This is a genomic window from Pseudomonas sp. Z3-8 (assembly GCF_051131975.1).
In the GTDB taxonomy this organism is placed as follows: Bacteria; Pseudomonadota; Gammaproteobacteria; order Pseudomonadales; family Pseudomonadaceae; genus Aquipseudomonas.
Genome location: NZ_CP071643.1, coordinates 3,404,680 through 3,421,725, shown reverse-complemented (window position 1 = coordinate 3,421,725; position 17,046 = coordinate 3,404,680). Strand labels below are relative to the sequence as shown.

Annotated in this window: 16 protein-coding genes; 6 read left to right on the top strand and 10 right to left on the bottom strand. The window is 61.5% G+C overall.

Going from position 1 to position 17,046, the window contains the following annotated elements:
* Window positions 1-17: 17 nt before the first annotated feature.
* Complete coding sequence (locus J3P94_RS15585) at window positions 18-941, top strand: LysR substrate-binding domain-containing protein (RefSeq protein ID WP_434568683.1); 924 nt, start codon at window positions 18-20, stop codon at window positions 939-941.
* 992 nt (window positions 942-1,933) lie between these two features.
* On the opposite strand, the gene leuD is transcribed toward J3P94_RS15585, so the two are convergent.
* The 6 genes from leuD to xylA all read right to left on the bottom strand — a co-directional run bounded on the left by leuD (window position 1,934) and on the right by xylA (window position 9,434).
* Window positions 1,934-2,539, bottom strand: a complete 606-nt coding sequence (leuD, locus tag J3P94_RS15580) for a 3-isopropylmalate dehydratase small subunit (RefSeq protein ID WP_434568682.1) — start codon at window positions 2,537-2,539, stop codon at window positions 1,934-1,936.
* 2 nt (window positions 2,540-2,541) lie between these two features.
* Window positions 2,542-3,963 (bottom strand): 3-isopropylmalate dehydratase large subunit, encoded by a 1,422-nt coding sequence (leuC, locus tag J3P94_RS15575; RefSeq protein ID WP_434568681.1) that lies wholly within the window; start codon window positions 3,961-3,963, stop codon window positions 2,542-2,544.
* A 125-nt stretch (window positions 3,964-4,088) separates the two neighbouring features.
* Complete coding sequence (locus tag J3P94_RS15570; RefSeq protein ID WP_434568680.1) at window positions 4,089-5,225, bottom strand: sugar ABC transporter permease; 1,137 nt, start codon at window positions 5,223-5,225, stop codon at window positions 4,089-4,091.
* Window positions 5,222-6,781: a D-xylose ABC transporter ATP-binding protein gene (gene xylG, locus J3P94_RS15565; protein ID WP_434568679.1), complete on the bottom strand. Its 1,560-nt coding sequence runs from the start codon at window positions 6,779-6,781 to the stop codon at window positions 5,222-5,224. Before xylG ends, J3P94_RS15570 begins: the two co-directional genes overlap by 4 nt.
* Before the next feature lie 185 nt (window positions 6,782-6,966).
* The gene (xylF, locus tag J3P94_RS15560; protein ID WP_305494967.1) at window positions 6,967-7,968 is read right to left on the bottom strand and encodes a D-xylose ABC transporter substrate-binding protein; all 1,002 of its coding nucleotides are present in this window, start codon (window positions 7,966-7,968) and stop codon (window positions 6,967-6,969) included.
* A gap of 149 nt (window positions 7,969-8,117) precedes the next feature.
* Window positions 8,118-9,434 (bottom strand): xylose isomerase, encoded by a 1,317-nt coding sequence (gene xylA / locus J3P94_RS15555; RefSeq protein WP_434568678.1) that lies wholly within the window; start codon window positions 9,432-9,434, stop codon window positions 8,118-8,120.
* Between the two features lie 155 nt (window positions 9,435-9,589).
* Between xylA and J3P94_RS15550 the strand changes: the two genes are divergently transcribed.
* Window positions 9,590-10,765, top strand: coding sequence for a XylR family transcriptional regulator (locus tag J3P94_RS15550; RefSeq protein ID WP_434568677.1), 1,176 nt, complete (start codon window positions 9,590-9,592; stop codon window positions 10,763-10,765).
* Here J3P94_RS15550 and J3P94_RS15545 read toward each other — a convergent pair.
* Window positions 10,754-10,996: a hypothetical protein gene (locus J3P94_RS15545; protein WP_434568676.1), complete on the bottom strand. Its 243-nt coding sequence runs from the start codon at window positions 10,994-10,996 to the stop codon at window positions 10,754-10,756. The two genes, J3P94_RS15550 and J3P94_RS15545, sit on opposite strands and share 12 nt — an antisense overlap.
* 144 nt (window positions 10,997-11,140) lie before the next feature.
* On the opposite strand from J3P94_RS15545, the gene J3P94_RS15540 reads away from it, so the two are divergent.
* A complete protein-coding gene (locus J3P94_RS15540; RefSeq protein ID WP_434568675.1) occupies window positions 11,141-11,482 on the top strand; it encodes a hypothetical protein in 342 nt (113 codons plus the stop codon).
* Window positions 11,483-11,647: 165 nt separating this feature from the next.
* A complete protein-coding gene (locus tag J3P94_RS15535; RefSeq protein WP_434568674.1) occupies window positions 11,648-12,025 on the top strand; it encodes a hypothetical protein in 378 nt (125 codons plus the stop codon).
* A gap of 26 nt (window positions 12,026-12,051) precedes the next feature.
* Here the strand turns inward: J3P94_RS15535 and J3P94_RS15530 are convergent, their stop codons facing one another.
* A complete protein-coding gene (locus J3P94_RS15530) occupies window positions 12,052-12,564 on the bottom strand; it encodes a GNAT family N-acetyltransferase (protein ID WP_434568673.1) in 513 nt (170 codons plus the stop codon).
* Window positions 12,565-12,591: 27 nt separating this feature from the next.
* Window positions 12,592-14,241, bottom strand: a complete 1,650-nt coding sequence (gene mqo / locus J3P94_RS15525) for a malate dehydrogenase (quinone) (protein WP_434568672.1) — start codon at window positions 14,239-14,241, stop codon at window positions 12,592-12,594.
* 223 nt (window positions 14,242-14,464) lie between these two features.
* On the opposite strand from mqo, the gene J3P94_RS15520 reads away from it, so the two are divergent.
* The gene (locus tag J3P94_RS15520) at window positions 14,465-15,250 is read left to right on the top strand and encodes a DeoR/GlpR family DNA-binding transcription regulator (protein ID WP_434568671.1); all 786 of its coding nucleotides are present in this window, start codon (window positions 14,465-14,467) and stop codon (window positions 15,248-15,250) included.
* 90 nt (window positions 15,251-15,340) lie between these two features.
* Window positions 15,341-16,267: a Gfo/Idh/MocA family protein gene (locus tag J3P94_RS15515; RefSeq protein ID WP_434568670.1), complete on the top strand. Its 927-nt coding sequence runs from the start codon at window positions 15,341-15,343 to the stop codon at window positions 16,265-16,267.
* A gap of 45 nt (window positions 16,268-16,312) precedes the next feature.
* Here J3P94_RS15515 and J3P94_RS15510 read toward each other — a convergent pair whose 3' ends face one another.
* Window positions 16,313-16,915, bottom strand: a complete 603-nt coding sequence (locus J3P94_RS15510; protein WP_434574189.1) for an XRE family transcriptional regulator — start codon at window positions 16,913-16,915, stop codon at window positions 16,313-16,315.
* Between the last annotated feature and the right edge of the window lie 131 nt (window positions 16,916-17,046).

The window sequence follows — 17,046 nt, the reverse complement described above, 5'->3', positions numbered from 1 at the left end:
GCGCTGCCGTGGGGCTTATGAACACGAGTCGTGATCAGTTTCCATTACCGGAGGACCTGAAGGTCTTTCTCACCGTCGTTCGAAAAAACGGCTTTGCCAGTGCCGCGCAAGCGCTGGGTTATTCACCGGCCTATATCAGCAAGCGCATTTCGGTACTGGAAGCAACGCTCGCCACGCGCTTGCTGCACCGTACCACCCGGCGCATCGCCCTGACCGACGATGGCGAGCGCGTGCGGGTCTGGGCCGAAAAGCTATTGGGGGATTTCGAGGAGTTTGTCGGTGAAATCGCCCAGGCGCGACATCAGCCCAGCGGCGCTCTGCACATCTGCAGCAGTTTCGGTTTTGGTCGCAACCACGTCGCACCGGCCATCGGCAAACTGTCGCAGGCGTACCCCCGGCTCGACATCCGCCTGGACGTATTCGACCGCGTCGTCGATATCGTCGGCGAAGGCTTCGACCTGGAGATCCGCGTCGGTGATGACCTGCCGGACCAACACCTGGGGCGCAAGCTGGCGAGCAATCGGCGGATACTCTGCGCAAGCCCGGAGTATCTGCAACGGCGGGGCATCCCGCATTTGCTGGAAGAGCTTGACGCCCATGATTGCCTGGTGCTCAAAGAGCGCAATAACGCGTTCGGCCTATGGACGCTGACCCGGGATGGCGAGGAGGCAACGGTACGTGTCGGCGGCCCGTTATCATCCAACAGTGGCGAGATCGTTCTGGAGTGGGCGTTGAGCGGCGGCGGGATCCTGCTGCGCTCGATGTGGGACGTCAAGCCGCTGCTGGAGCAGGGGCGGCTGGTCCAGGTGCTGCCAGACTATTCGCAAAGCGCCAATGTCTGGGCCGTATACCCGACCCGGCTCAGCCAGTCGGCCAAATTGCGGGTATGTGTCGAGTTTCTCGAGGAGTGCTTCCGGGATTTGTCGATTGGTCAGACATAGTGGCGTCCTCTGTGGGAGCGAGCCTGCTCGCGAAGGGGCCGGCTCATCCAACATCTTCAGCGGCCGACACGCCGCCTTCGCGAGCAGGCTCGCTCCCACATTGCAATATTCGACAGACACAGACCTCAAGGTATACACGGAACCCCTGTGGGAGCGAGCCTGCTCGCGAAGGGGCCAGCCCATCCAACATCTTCAGCGGCTGACACGCCGCCTTCGCGAGCAGGCTCGCTCCCACATTGGATTTCGACAGGCACAGATTTCACAGCCCACATGGAACCCCTGTGGGAGCGAGCTTGCTCGCGAAGGGGCCAGTCCATCCAACATCTTCAGCGGCTGACACGCCGCCATCGCAAGCAAGCTCGCTCCCACATTGCAATATTCGACAGACACAGATCTCACGGTATACACGGAACCCCTGTGGGAGCGAGCCTGCTCGCGAAGGGGCCGGCTCATCCAACATCTTCAGCGGCTGACACGCCGCCATCGCGAGCAAGCTCGCTCCCACATTGGATTTCGACAGGCGCAGATTTCACAGCCCACATGGAACCCCTGTGGGAGCGAGCTTGCTCGCGATGGGGCCAGCCCATTCAATATCTTCAGTGGCAGGCAGGCCGCCTTCGCGAGCAAGCTCGCTCCCACATTTTAATATCGACAGACACAGACCCCACGGTATACATGGAACCTCTGTGGGAGCGAGCCTGCTCGCGAAGGGGCCAGCTCATCCAACATCTTCAGCGGCTGACACGCCGCCTTCGCGAGCAGGCTCGCTCCCACATTGGATTTTCGACAGGCACAGACCTCACGGTATACACGGAACCCCTGTGGGAGCGAGCCTGCTCGCGAAGGGGCCAGCTCATCCAACATCTTCAGTGGCTGACACGCCGCCTTCGCGAGCAAGCTCGCTCCCTCATTGGATTTCGACAGGCGCAGATTTCTCAGCCCACAGGGGTAGCCTGGACCTACCAAAACCAGGTCAAACCCAACCCCAACCCCTACAACCAGGGATTCTCGGCCAGATGCCGACGCTCGAACCGGCGAATCTGCTCGGCACGCTGGAGCGTTGCGCCAATGGCATCCAACCCCAGCAGCAACGACTCCTTGCGCAGTCTGTCGATCTCGAACGCCATAACGCTGCCGTCCGCCAGCTCAATGCGCTGCTCGGGAAGGTTGACGCTGATAGCGGCCGTATCCGCACGGCCAGCGAGTTCGGCAATTTTTTTCCACTGGACCTCGGCAAGCTCAATCAGCAGCACCCCGTTTCGCTGGCAATTGTCGTAGAAGATCCCGGCGAAGCTTGTGCCAATCAGCGCCCTGATCCCTACCTGCTTCAAGCCCCAAACCGCATGCTCACGGCTTGAGCCACAGCCGAAGTTTTCGCCCACCACCAGGAACGTCGCATCGCGCCAGCCAGGTTGATTGAGCACGAAATCCGGATTGGCAACGCCAGGCTCGCGCCATCTCAGGTCAAAGAACAGGCCCCGGTCCAGCCCCTGGCGGTCAATGCCCTTGAGGAACTGCTTGGGCATGATGACGTCGGTGTCGATGTTGGCGGCCAGCAGCGGGGCGGCGATGCCGGTTACGGTGTCAAAGGGTTGCATCTTCAGGCCTCCGGGAGCAGTGAGCGGACGTCGGTCAGGTGACCGGTTATCGCGGCGGCGGCCACCATGGCCGGACTCATCAGGTGAGTGCGCGCGCCTGCGCCCTGGCGTCCTTCGAAATTGCGATTGGTGCTGGATGCGCAGCGATCGCCTGGTGCAAGCACGTCGTCGTTCATCGCCAGGCACATCGAGCAGCCGGACTGGCGCCATTCGAAACCGGCGTCACGGAAGATCGCAGCCAGTCCTTCCTCTTCTGCCTGGTCGCGCACCGCGGTGGAGCCGGGCACGATCATCGCCCGCACATGGGCCGCGACCCGCTTGCCGCGGACGACCCGTGCCGCGTCGCGCAGGTCTTCGATGCGCGCATTGGTGCAGGAGCCGATGAAGGCATGGCTGATCTGCACTTCGCCAAGGGGCATCCCTGGCGTCAGCCCCATGTAGTCCAGCGCCCGCTGCAGGCCCTGGCGCAGGATCGGGTCGGGCTGCGCCGCCGGATCCGGTACCTGACCGCCAATCGGCGCTGCCTGGTCGGGGCTGGTGCCCCAGGTCACCATCGGCTCCAGCGCAGCGACATCGAGACTCACTTCCCGATCGAATACCGAATCCTCATCGCTGCGCAGGTCTTGCCACTTGGCCACGGCCTGTTCCCACAACTCGCCCCGAGGCGCACGGGGTTTGCTTTGCAGGTAGGTAAAGACCTCGTCATCGGGGGCCATGAACGCGCCTCTCGCACCCGCTTCCACGGCCATGTTGCAGATGGTCATCCGCGCTTCGACGCTCAGTGCGCTGATGACCGGGCCGGTGAATTCAATTGCGTAGCCCGTAGCGCCCGAGGCGCCGATTTTTTCGATCAGCGCCATGATGACGTCCTTGGCGGTGACGCCCGCGCCGAGGGCGCCATCGACCGTGACGCGCAGGGTTTTCAGACGCTTGTAGACCAGCGTCTGGGTGGCCAGCAAATGTTCGATTTCAGAAGTGCCGATGCCGAAACCGAACGCCCCGAGCGCACCGTAGGTGGTGGTATGGCTGTCGCCGGCGGCGATGACCATGCCCGGCAGGATGAAGCCTTGCTCGGGAGCGACGACGTGCTCGATGCCCTGGCGCTTGTCCAGCACATCCAACAGTTCGATGCCGAAGTCTCGGCAGTTTTCGGCGAAGTAGGACACCTGCCGGGCGCCGCTCGCATCCGGCATGGCCGCGATGCGTTGAGGCGTGGTCGGGTTGACGTGGTCAACCACCGCGAGGGTCGCGCTGGGGCGCCAGACGCTGCGGTGGGCTTCGCGCAGGCCGCTGAACGCTTGTGGGCTGGTGTATTCGTTGGCGACCTGACGGTCGATGTACAGCAGCACGTGGCCCTGATCATCCAGCGCGCAAACGGTATGGCTGTCGATATGTTTCTGATAAAGCGTTCTCGGGCTGTTCATTTTCGCGCGCTTCTTGTCCTGGCGGGGCTTGCTGTGAACAGCATATGCCCCGCCCTGAAAGCATCAAGCACGCAAAAGTGAAGGCGTTGCACACGAGTCGTGATCAATCACCCAAGGGGCGGCCATCAACGTCGTCCAGTCCGGGTGCTGACGTCTACCCATACGGCCAGGACCAGAATGCTGCCTTTGACAATCATCTGCCAGTAGCTGTCGACGTCGAGCATCGACATGCCGTTGTCCAGGCTGGTGATGACCAGCGCGCCTAGCAGCGCACCGTAGACCGTCCCGGAGCCGCCGCGCATGGAGGTACCGCCGATGAAACAGGCAGCGATGGCGTCCAGTTCGCCCATGTTGCCGGCCGAGGGGGAGCCGGCCGCCAGGCGCGCGGTGTTGACCATGCCGGCGAGGGCGCACATCACGCCCATGATGCCGAAGATCCAGAGTTTCACTGCTTGCACGTTGATGCCGGACAGGCGGGTGGCTTCCATGTTGCTGCCCACGGAATAGACACGCCGGCCGAACACGGTCTGGCTGGTCACGTAGCTGAACACCCCCAGCAGGACCAACAGCAGCAGCACCGGAACCGGAATCCCGTCGTAGCTGTTCAACGTATAGACGAAACCGGCGAGCACGGCGCCGATCAACACCACCCGCACCACGTCGCGCACCAGTGAATGGGCGGCCAGGCCGTGCAAGGCGCGATTGCGGCGTTGTTTCCAGGTCAGGAACAACGTCAGGGCAAACAGCACCACGCCAAGGCCCGTGCCGACCGCATGGGGCAGATAACCCTGGCCGACATAAACCAGCTCCGGCGATACCGGGGCGATGGTGGTGCCGCCGGTGATGCCCAGCAGAATTCCGCGAAACGCCAGCATGCCGCCCAAGCCGACGATGAACGAGGGGATGCGCAGGTAGGCGGTCATGTAGCCGTTGGCGAGGCCGATGACCAGCCCGCACAGGGCGACCAGGCTCAGGTTCGCCAGTAGCGGAATGTGATAGACCACATCGAGAATCGCCGCGAGCCCACCGAGCAGGCCCAGCAGCGAGCCCACCGACAGGTCGATCTCGCCGCTGATGATCACCAGCACCATGCCGCAGGCCAGGATTCCGGTGATGGACATCTGCCGCAGCAGGTTGGAGAGGTTGCGCGGAGTCAGGAATCCGCCCTCGGTCTGCCAGCTGAAGAACAGCCAGATGACCGCCACGGCAATCACCAGGGCGAGCATTTTGTAGCGGGTGAACACTTGTTTGACCTGATTCATCTACGCGGATTCCGATCATTGTTGTCAGGGGCTTCGGGATGGCTGAGCGCGGCCGCAAGCACCTGCTCCTGGGTCAGTTCACGATTGACGAAATCGCCGCGCAACTGGCCGTCGCCAATCACCAGCACGCGGTCGGATACCCCGAGCACTTCGGCGAGCTCCGAGGACACCATGATGATCGACACGCCTTCGGCCGCCAGCGCGCCCATCAGCTTGTAGATCTCGTACTTGGCACCCACATCCACGCCTCGGGTGGGCTCGTCGAGAATCAACACCCGTGGCTTGGTCAGGAGCATCTTCGCCAACACGGCTTTTTGCTGGTTGCCGCCGGACAGGCTGGTGATCGGCAGGAACGGGCTTGCGGTCTTCAGATGCATGCGCGAGATCTCCCGGTCGATGCTGCCCAGTTCGGCCTCGGCATCGATCCGGGTCATCTTCGAGAAGTTCTCCAGCACCGCCAGGGTGATGTTCTGGCCGACGCCCAGGTCCGGGATGATGCCTTGGCGCTTGCGGTCTTCGGGGACCATGCACAGGCCGGCGCGGATCGATTTGAGCGGTGTGCTGCTGTCGATCCGCTGGCCGTCCAGCCAGACCTCGCCTTCATGGCGTCCGGGGTAGGCGCCGAACAGGGCCGACACCAGTTCCGTGCGGCCGGCGCCCACCAGCCCGGCGATGCCGAGGATTTCCCCGCGCTTGAGCGCAAACGAAATATCGTCGACCCGTTTGCGCCTGGGGTTGTCGACGTCGTAGCAGGTGATGTGGCGCGCCTCGAAAATCACCTCGCCGATCTCGTGGGGTTCGGTGGGGTAGAGGTTGCTCATTTCCCGCCCGACCATCTGCGTGATGATTTTCGGGATATCCATATCGGCCATGGCGGTGGTCGCGATGTGTTTGCCATCGCGGATGACGGAAATGGTGTCGCACACCGCCGCCACTTCATCGAGCTTGTGGGAGATGTACACGCAGGCCACACCCTTGGCCTTGAGGTCGCGGATGATGTCCAGCAGCACCTCGATTTCCGAGCGGGTCAGGGCCGAGGAGGGCTCGTCGAGGATCAGCAGGCGCGCCTGTTTGTTCAGCGCCTTGGCGATCTCGACCAGTTGCTGATAGCCACCGCCGTACTGCGAGACCGGCAGCGAGACGTTCATGTCCGGCACTTTGAGCTCACGCATCAGGGCTTCGGCGCGATGGATCATCGCCGGATAGTTCATGCGCCCGCCGGGCAGGGTCAGCTCGTGGCCCATGAAGATATTTTCGGCCACTGACAGGTCGGGGACCAGCGTCAGTTCCTGATGGATGATGACGATCCCGGCGGCCTCGGTTTCGCTGATCGATTGGGCTTTCAGCGGCTGGCCGTCCCAGAGGATTTCGCCCTCCCAGGTGCCATAGGGGTAGACCGCCGAGAGGACTTTCATCAACGTGGATTTGCCCGCGCCGTTTTCACCGCACAGGCCGACACATTCCCCGGGCCGGACCTTGATGTCGATGCCGTTGAGGGCTTTGACACCGCCAAAGGTCTTGACGATGCCGTTCATTTGCAACAGGTATTCGGACATGGCGAGGGCTCGTAAAAAAAGGGCTCACAGGCAGCGTTGAGGAGCACCACCCAGCCCTGTGGGAGCGAGCTTGCTCGCGATGAGGCCGTCACATCCGACACCAATGTTGACTGTCAGGCCGCCATCGCGAGCAAGCTCGCTCCCACAGGGACTGTTTGGCAAAAAGTCCCCGGGGTGCGCTTTGATCACTGCCCGGCAATCTGCGCCTTGGTGTAGAACCCGTCCTTTTCCAGCAGGTCGATGTTGTCCTTGGTCAGCGCGGTGGGCGTGAGCAGGATGGTGTCGACCTTCTTGTTGCCGTTGTCGTACTGCGAGCTGTAGGTGGGCTTCTCGTTGCGCGCCAGTTGCACCGAGAGCTTGGCGGCTTCGGAAGCGATCAGTTTCAGCGGCTTGTAGACCGTCATGGTCTGCGTGCCGTCGATCACGCGCTTGACCGCCGCCAGGTCGGCGTCTTGGCCCGAGATCGGTACCTTGCCGGCCAGCTTCTGCGCGGCCAGAGCCTGGATGGCGCCGCCGGCGGTGGCGTCGTTGGACGCGACGATGCCATCGATCTTGTTGTTGTTCCGGGTCAGGGCGTTTTCAACGATGCTCAAGGCTTCGGTGGGGTTCCATTCCTTCACCCATTGCTGGCCGACAATCTTGATGTCGCCCTTGTCAATGGCCGGTTGCAGCACCTTCATCTGGCCTTCGCGCAGGATCTTGGCGTTGTTGTCCGTAGGGGCGCCGCCCAGCAGGAAATAGTTACCCTTCGGCGCTGCCTTCAGGACACCGCCGGCCTGCATCTCGCCGACTTTTTCGTTATCGAAGGAAATGTAGGCGTCGATGTCGGCGTTGAGGATCAGCCGGTCATAGGACACCACCTTGATCCCGGCCTTCTTGGCTTCGGCGACGGCGTTGGTCAGCACGGTAGCGTTGAACGGCACGATGACGATCACATCGACACCCCGGGAAATGAGGTTTTCGATCTGGGAAATCTGCTTCTGCTCGTTGGCGTCCGCCGATTGCACGTAGACCTTGGCGTCGAGTTTTTCCGCCGCCGCGACAAAGTAATCACGGTCGCGCGACCAGCGCTCCAGGCGCAGGTCATCAATGGAAAAACCGATTTTCGGGTGGGTCGCGTCGGCCATGGCCGGAAGCGACAGCAGGGCGAGGGCGCCGGCGAGCAGGGTACGTTTGAAGGTTTTCATGGTGGTGCGTCCTTTTATTGTTTTTTGAAAGACACTGCCTGACGATGAACATGATGCCGGTAGAACTGTAGAGACTTGTTCGACGTTCCGGGCGCAGATTTGTCGCGCGAATGTAACAACCTCCCCGCGCCCACGGAGGTTGCCTGTGGTCAGGGGTAAATGAACCGGTTGACGACGTTTTCCAGCATCTCCTGCCGACCGCTGACGGCCTGCGGATTCAGCTCGTTGGTGAACGCATGCTCAGCCAGTGATTCGAGGCTGAAGTCCCCCGCCAGAACCGCCTTGCCGAACGGCTGCTGCCAGCCCGCGTAGCGCTGGTCCTTGAATTTCTGCAGTTGATCGTTCTGCACCATGGCCGCCGCGCGCTCCAGGGACAGGGCGAGCACGTCCATGGCGGCAACATGACCGTGGAACAGATCGACGTCGTCCACGCTCTGGCGGCGGACCTTGGAGTCGAAGTTGAACCCGCCGTTGCCGAAGCCCCCGGCCTTGAGGATTTCATAGGTGGCGAGGGTCATTTCCTCGACGCTGTTGGGAAACTGGTCGGTGTCCCAGCCGTTCTGCGGATCGCCACGGTTGGCATCGATGCTGCCGAAGATTCCCAGGGAGACCGCCGTGGCGATTTCATGATGGAAACTGTGCCCGGCCAGGGTCGCGTGGTTGGCCTCGATGTTGACCTTGATTTCGTTCTCCAGGCCGAACTGTTGCAGGAAGCCGAACACGGTGGCGCTGTCGTAGTCGTATTGGTGCTTGGTCGGCTCCTGGGGCTTGGGCTCGATCAGCAGGTCGCCCTTGAAGCCGATCTTGTGCTTGTGCTCGACCACCATGCGCATGAAGCGGCCCAACTGTTCGCGCTCGCGCGCAAGGTCGGTATTGAGCAGGGTTTCATAGCCTTCACGGCCGCCCCACAATACGTAGTTGGAACCCTTCAAACGTTGAGTGGCGTTCATGGCGCTGAACACCTGGGCGGCGGCGCAGGCGAAGACCTGTGGGTCCGGGTTGCTGGCGGCGCCGGCGGCAAAACGCGGGTTGCTGAAGCAATTGGCGGTGCCCCACAACAGCTTGATTCCGCTTTGTTCCTGATGGCGCTCCAGGTGATCGACCATCTGCGCGAAGTTGTTGCGGTATTCCTTCAGCGATTGTCCTTCCGGCGCGACGTCGGTGTCGTGGAAGCAGTAGTAGTCGATGCCCAGCTTGGAAAAGAACTCGAACGCCGCCTCGGCCTTGCCTATCGCCAGTTCCAGCGGGTCCCCGGCGTGCTGCCACGGGCGCTTGAAGGTCCCGGCGCCGAACACATCGGACCCTGGCCAGACAAACGTATGCCAGTAGCAGACGGCCATGCGCAGGTGCTCGCGCATGGGTTTGCCGAGCACCAGCTTGTTGGCGTCGTAATGGCGGAAGGCGAGCGGCGAGTCGCTGCCGGGGCCTTCATAACGAATCGGCTCGACATCGGGGAAGTACGACATGGGCGGGTTTCCTTTTTATTCTTGGCGGTGTCCCGATACTACCGCCGGCCCGCAGGCTGCTGATTATGAAAATCACCAATCGGCAGTTCGATTTTGAGTATTGAGATTCGCCGTTCGCGCGCCTAGTCTGTGTCCATCGGCCCAGGGTAAAAACAATGAAAATCGTCCCGCCCGTTCACCGCATCGCCCTGCTGTTCAACGGCAGCAAGATCTACGACCGCGGCATCATCAGCGGCATCGGCAACTACCTGAGCAGCACGCGCGCGTCCTGGGACCTGTTTCTCGAGGAGGATTTTCACTGCCGGTTGAAAGGGATCGAGCGCTGGCAGGGCGATGGAATCATCGCCGACTTCGATGACCCGCTGATCGGCGAGGCGCTGGCCGGGATCAAGCTGCCCGTGGTGGCGGTGGGGGGCTCGTATCAGGACGAGCGCGCCTATCCGAAGGGTATTCCATATGTCGCTACGGATAATCACGCGCTGATCAAGTTGGCCTACGCGCATCTGATCGAAGCCGGGTTGACGCAATTCGCCTGTTTCAGCCTGCCCGAAGCCCAGGCCAATCGCTGGGCCCAGGAACGGGAAAAGGCCTTTCGTCAGTTGATGCAGCGCGATGGCCTGCCGGCGCAGGTGTACCGGGGCATGGGCACCAGCGCGCCGCTTTGGGACAGCGCGGTCGAGCAGCAGATCGCCTGGCTGCAGAGCCTGCCCAAACCCATCGGCATCATCGCTGTCAGCGACGCGCGGGCCCGGCAGTTGCTGCAAGCTTGCCTGACAGCCGGGATCGCCGTGCCGGAGCAAGTCGCGTTGATCGGCATCGACAACGACCCGCTGACCCGCAGCCTGACCCGGGTGCCGCTCAGTTCGGTGGTGCAGGGCACCGAAACCATGGGCCGGACCGCCGCGCGCCTGCTTCATCAGATGCTGCACGGCATGCCTTCCACCGGCACCCAGGTGTTGATACCGCCCGAGGCGATCAACGTGCAAGCGTCGAGCCTGCACCAGCCACTGGGCAATCCTTATGTCATGCAGGCTTTGTTGTTCATTCGCCAATACGCCTGCCAGGGCATCAAGACCGCGCAAGTGGCGGCGTATGTCGGCGTGTCGCGTTCATCCCTGGAGTCGCATTTTCGCAAGGAGCGTGGTTGCAGCGTTCACGACGAGATCCTGCGCTTCAAGCTGGCGGCGGCGGCCAGCGGGTTGGAGAACACCGAGCTGGCGATTGCCGATATCGCCCGCGATTGCGGCTTCAAGTCGGCGCAGTACCTGCACACGGTGTTTCGCCGCGAATTCGGTTGTACGCCTCGGGGATTTCGCCAGTCAGTCGGATAGCCAGGTACTCATCACCCGCCGATCCAGTTCCTCCCAGTCTGCCATGCCCAACACCCGGGTAGTGTTCAACCCGCGCAGGTAACCGCGCAGTTGATTGGCCGTGTCCCGCTTGAGCTGGGGGGCGATTTCGGCATTGCTCAACAGCACGCTTTCGTACTGGACCAGGTACTCAGCCACCCGCTCACGGAAGTCCGGCAGTACCGCGTCACGAATCAAGTCAAACGTTCTCATCCGTTCCTCATCATCATCCGGCTTGCAACTATTGCTATGAGTAATAGTGACCATTACCAAATGCAAGTTCTGCTTTGCGGGCAATCATTGGAAAATCAGCGCCATCGAGACGCAGCCCAACGTTTTTATTTTCAGGACCGATCCATGCGCCCTTTATTTCTACTGTCCCTGGCGTTTTCCCCGCTGTTATTGGCGGGATGTGCCTCGGCACCGAACGATCCGACCCTGACCTTGCAGACCAGCAAGACCCCGGCCGAATACGCTGAATGCGTCGTGCCGAAGTTGCAAGGCAGCGCTTTGCACCCGATGGTCTCGCAGAGCCAGCGCAGCTACCGCATCGTCGTGCCGAGCAGGATTTCGGCGGACAACGTGCTGGAAGCCCACAAGGCCGGCAGTGGCGGCAAGGTGTTTGTCTACGAGCGCCACCTGCTGGCGTCCAATCTCCTGCCTTCGAGTTTCGAGCGCGCCGCACAGGAATGCATCTGACCGGCCCGTAAACGCTTTTCTCCGTGCTCCTTTGGTTGGCCGCAACCAACCAATTCCCTTGCCCCGCACCGTCTTCGGTCGCGGGGCTTTTTTTGTCCGGGGACCTCACATACCTTGGTGTGAGAGGATGGCGGACGCAAATCCGCCGCAGATAAAAGGACCGAAATGACCATGCTTCCAGCGTACTCCGCGCCATTCGCCCTGGCGCTTGCAGCCTTTTGCGCGCCGGCGCAGGCCGCGACGTGGCAGATCTGCGATATCCAGCTGCACGTCACCGAAGTGGTGAAACGGCCCACGCCGAAGCTCCAGGCCCAAGTCCTGAAGGCGCGCCCGGCCTCGCCCAGCGTGGAATGCCCGGAAGAGGGCGCGGTGATCAGCTTCATTCCGGAAACCGCCGACGACCAGGCCACGCTGCCACGCCGCAAATGGCCCGGGAAAGGCCAGGCGATCCGGATCAAGTACCGCTATCTGGATGGAATCTGCAAGGGCGACGGCAACGACTATCCTTGCCGTATCGAGCATTATCCGTTTGTGGCTCGATGAGAAAGTCGCTCATCGGACGTCCAGAACTACCGGGGCTGGATTAAAAGCGAATACCAATGATGCTGCCCGTTGGCCTCCGGCTGGGTAGGCTCCACCAAAAAACCACAACGATCGAGCACTTTCACCGAGCCGGCATTTTGTACATAGACTTCGGCGAGCAACCGTTCGAGTCGCCAGTGTGACCGGGTCTGTTCGATCAAGTGCTTCACTGCCAGCGTCGCCAGTCCCTTGCCACAAGCGTGTTGGGCGATTCGATAGCCGACCTGCGCCGTTCGCTCGCTGGTGTCGATGTCCTTGAGGTTCGCTCGCCCGATAATCGCTCCGCCGGCGTCCTCTATGACAAACGGGTGCCAGGTCCCGGCGGCGAAGCCGGACAGGTAATCGCCAATGTGCTCGCTGACCCCCTGCAACGAATAAAACGCCGGGGCGCGCGCATCGATGTGCTGCTCGAACCACTGGCGATTATCCACTTCAAACGCCAGCAATGACTCGGCATCGGCGACTTGCAGGGTACGAATCCTGATGGCTTCCTTGTCCACGTTTCACGTCCTCATCAGTCGGAGCATTCACAACGCCAAGTCCGGGTCGGAATCGCTGTTTTTCTGGCCCACGGGATCGCTGTTGGTCGGGGCCTTCGATTCGGCGTTTCCACGGATGTCCGGCGGCGGCGCCAGTTTTAGCACATCGCTGGTGTATTTCCATTCCTCATAGACACGATCAGGATCATCGTTTAGCCGTGTGCCATAGCTGGGAACGATCTGGTGCAGTTTTTCCTGCCAGGCCGGCGAGGCCACCTTGTCCTTGAAGACCCGCTGCATCACTTCCAGCATGATCGGGGCTGCCGTCGAGGCACCAGGGGATGCGCCAAGCAGGCCGGCAATGCTGCCGTCCTGGGAGGCGACTACTTCGGTGCCCAGTTTGAGCACGCCACCTTTTTCTTCATCGCGCTTGATAACCTGCACGCGCTGGCCGGCTTGCCAGAGGCGCCAGTCTTCCTTCCTGGCCTGGGGAAAATATTCCTGCAAGGCCTTGAACCGATCATCATCGGAAAGCATGAGCTGGCCGGCCAGGTATTCAACCAGCGGGTATTGTTCGATGCCTACTTTGGTCATCGGCCAGATATTGTGCGGGGTCATGCTGGTGAAAAGGTCGAAGTACGAGCCTTCCTTGAGGAATTTGGTGGAGAAGGTCGCAAACGGACCAAAGAGGATGACGCGCTTGCCATCCAGTACGCGGGTGTCCAGGTGCGGCACTGACATCGGTGGCGCGCCGGTGGAAGCGATGCCGTACGCCTTGGCCATGTGTCGCTCGGCAATGCCAGGGTTCTCGGCGACCAGGAACGAGCCGCCGACCGGGAACCCGGCGTAGTCGTCTGCCTCCGGGATGCCCGATTCCTGTAGCAGATGCAGTGCGCCGCCGCCGGCGCCAATGAATACGAATTTGGCGTCGGTGGTGGTCGTTTCGCCGTCCTTGAGGTTCTTGTATTCCACGCGCCAGGTACCGTCGTCATTGCGGGTGATGTCGCGCACCTCGCTGGAAAGCTTCAGGCTGAAGTTGGGCCGGCTCTGCAAGTAGCTGACGTACTGGCGGGTGATTTCGCCAAAATTCACATCGGTGCCGATCGGCGTCCAGGTGGCCGCGAGCTTCTGGTTCGGATCGCGGCCTTCCATCATCAAGGGTACCCACTTCCTGATCTGCTCCGGGTCCTCTGAATACTGCATCGGCCGGAATAACGGGCTCGCTTGCAGCGCCTCGTAGCGTTTTTTCAGGAATTTGATGTTGTCGTCGCCCCAGACAAAACTCATGTGCGGGGTGGAATTGATGAATGAAGGCGGATTCTTCAACACGTTGTTGCGCACCTGCCAGGCCAGGAACTGGCGGGTGATCTGGAAGGCTTCGTTGATCTCGATGGCCTTGGAAATGTTGACGTTGCCCTGGTCATCCATCGGCGTGTAATTGAGCTCCGCCAGTGCCGAATGCCCGGTGCCGGCGTTGTTCCAGCCGTTGGAGCTTTCTTCGGCTACCGCATCCAGGCGTTCGACCATTTCCATCGACCAGCCAGGCTCAAGCTCGTTGAGCCAGATGCCCAGCGTCGAACTCATGATGCCGCCGCCTACCAGCAGCACGTCGACCTTCTTCGTTTCCGCCGCCTGGGCCCCGTTGATGCCTGATAAGAGCGCAGCGCCCAGCAGGACCGCGATAATGATTCTGTTCATAGTTCCATCCTCGGCGACCCGAGGAGTCGCTCGTTGACCAATTGACGCTACCGACCTTGTGTTGACCTGCATGAAGAAAAGACTGTTCAGCAACCTGGCGGCGGAGAGTGACGAAAGGCAGCCTTGCCCTTGGGCAACGTCGAGGGTTTGACGACCCGAGGGAGACGCGGCATATTGTGCTCGGTTGTGTATATTCATGCTCGTTTATGCAGGTTCAGCTGTCATGAGTGCTACCCACGAAGTGTTTCCCGGCGAACGCCAACGCTTGATCAGCGAGCGGCTTGCCCTGTATGGCCGGGTCATCGCGGCTGACCTGGCCATTGAATTCAACGTCTCTGAACATTCGATACGCCGAGACCTGGGCACATTGGCGGCGGCGGGCTTGTGCAAGCGCGTCTATGGCGGCGCGATTCGCCTGCCGGCCGCCGAAGCGCCGATCGATGTGCGGATCCACCAGGATCCAGCGCGCAAGGATAATCTTGGCCAGGCGGCAGCCGCGCTGCTTAGCGCAGGCCAGCATGTATTCCTGGACGCCGGCTCGACCAACCTGGCCATTGCCCGTGCCATCGACCCGGGGCTGCAATTGACGCTCAGCACCAACTCCCCGCTGATCGCGGTGGAACTGATGAAGCTGCCCCGCGCCGAGGTCATCCTGCTCGGCGGTCGCATGAACCGCGTCGCGGGCGGGGCGATCGGTCTGGCCGCCGTCCAGCAATTGCGCCAGTTCAATTTCGACTTGTGCTTTGTCGGGGCCTGCGCCATCGACCCGGACAATGGCGTCACCGCGTTTGGCCTGGACGACGCCGAGTTCAAGCGCGCGGTGGTCGCGGCCAGCGGTCAGGTGGTGGTGGCGGTGACCAACCAGAAGCTGTCCAGCGTCGCTCATTATCAAGTGGCTTCTTGTGAAGAGGTGACCACGCTGGTGGTGGAGCAGGACGCGCCGCAAGAGCGACTCGGCCCCTTTTTCGAGCGAATCTCCAAAGTCGTGAGGGCGGTCGAACAGCAATAACGCAAGGCAAGGGGATTCGACCCATTGTCCGCCAGACGATTTACGTCTAGTTTGCTGGCCCATCATAAGTACAAAAGTCAGGAGTCATCGATGCAACCGATTCGTCTCGGCCTGGTGGGCTACGGCAAGATCGCCCAGGATCAACACGTTCCCGCCATCCAGGCCAACCCCGCGTTCGAACTGGTAGCGGTCGCCACGCAAGGCAAGCCCTGCGCCGGTGTGGAGAATTTCCAGTCCTTGGGCGAGTTGCTGGAAAACGGCCCGCACGTCGATGCAATTGCCTTTTGTACGCCGCCACAAGGACGATTCGGTCTGGTCCGGCAGGCGCTGGCTGCCGGCAAGCATGTGCTGGTGGAGAAACCGCCCTGTGCCACCCTGGGCGAAGCGATGGCGCTGGTGGAGCAGGCGAGCGAGCAAGGCGTCAGCGGCCTGTTCGCCTGGCATTCGCGTTTCGCCCCGGGCATCGAGGTTGCCCGGGACTGGCTCGCCAGTCGCACGCTGCAAAGCGTCCGGATCGATTGGAAGGAAGACGTGCGCAAATGGCACCCCGGCCAGGCGTGGATCTGGCAACCGGGTGGCCTCGGGGTCTTTGATCCGGGCATCAACGCCTTGTCGATCGTCACCCATCTGCTGCCGCTGTCGCTGTTCGTCGAGTCGGCCGAGTTGCGCGTCCCCGACAATTGCCAGTCACCGATTGCCGCGAGCATCAGGATGTCGGATGCCCGCCATCTCGATATCCGCGCCGAATTCGATTTCGACCATGGTCATGATGAGCTCTGGAGCATCGAGATTCGCTGCGCCGAAGGCGTTTTGCGACTGGACAACGGTGGTGCGTTGTTGAGCATCGACGGCGTGCGCCAGTCAGTGTCGGAGGAGGGCGAGTACGCGGCGGTGTACCGGCACTTCCAGCAGTTGATCGGTAACAAGGCCAGTGACATGGACCTGCAACCGCTGCGCCTGGTTGCGGACAGCTTTTTCGTCGGCAGCCGGACCTTGGTAGAGCCGTTCTACGACTGAATGGCGAGCGGGCCCATCTTCATGGGGGATGGGCCCGCGGCCTGCCTATTGATGTATTTCGGCAACCGACATGGTGAAGATCAGCTTCGACTTGCCGGCGTTGGAATACGTGTGTGCCACGTCGGTTTTCGCGACCGCCGAGCTACCGGCGGGGACGACCAGTTCCGTTTCTCCCACCACACATTTCAGTGTGCCTTTTTCTACATGGAACAGCTCAAGCGTGCCTTGAGGGTGTCCGGCCGAGGCGAAGGTTTCGCCGGGAAACATTTCCCAGCGCCACAGCTCGATCATGTTCGGGCCTGGCGTACCGGCCAGCAGGCGCGCGCTGCCTCCCAGCTCTCCGGTCCAGAGCGTGGGAATATCCTGGCTGTCGATGACATGGGCCGAGGGAGCTTCTGCCACGTTGACAATGTCGGCCACCGAAAGGCCCAGCGCCGCGGCGATCTTGCACAAGATGCCAATGCTCGGGTTGGCCGTGCATTTCTCGATTTCCACTACCATCCCTTTGCTCACGCCCGAGCGCCGGGACAGTTCGTCCAGCGTGATTTTCTGAGCCTTGCGCGCCTGCTTGAGCGTGCGCGCAACGGCCAGGCTCACCGCGTGGACGTCCGCGCCAGGGACGGTCGATAGAGGGCTGTTCAGGGGCATCACCAAGGATCGCGATAAATGTGCCAGGGATTCTCGGCGTTTGCCGGGGACGGCGTCAATCGGCTCATCGCACTTTGCTGACTAAAAAGTCGATATATTGACTTTGGCGGCCGGCGGTGACTAGCATGAAA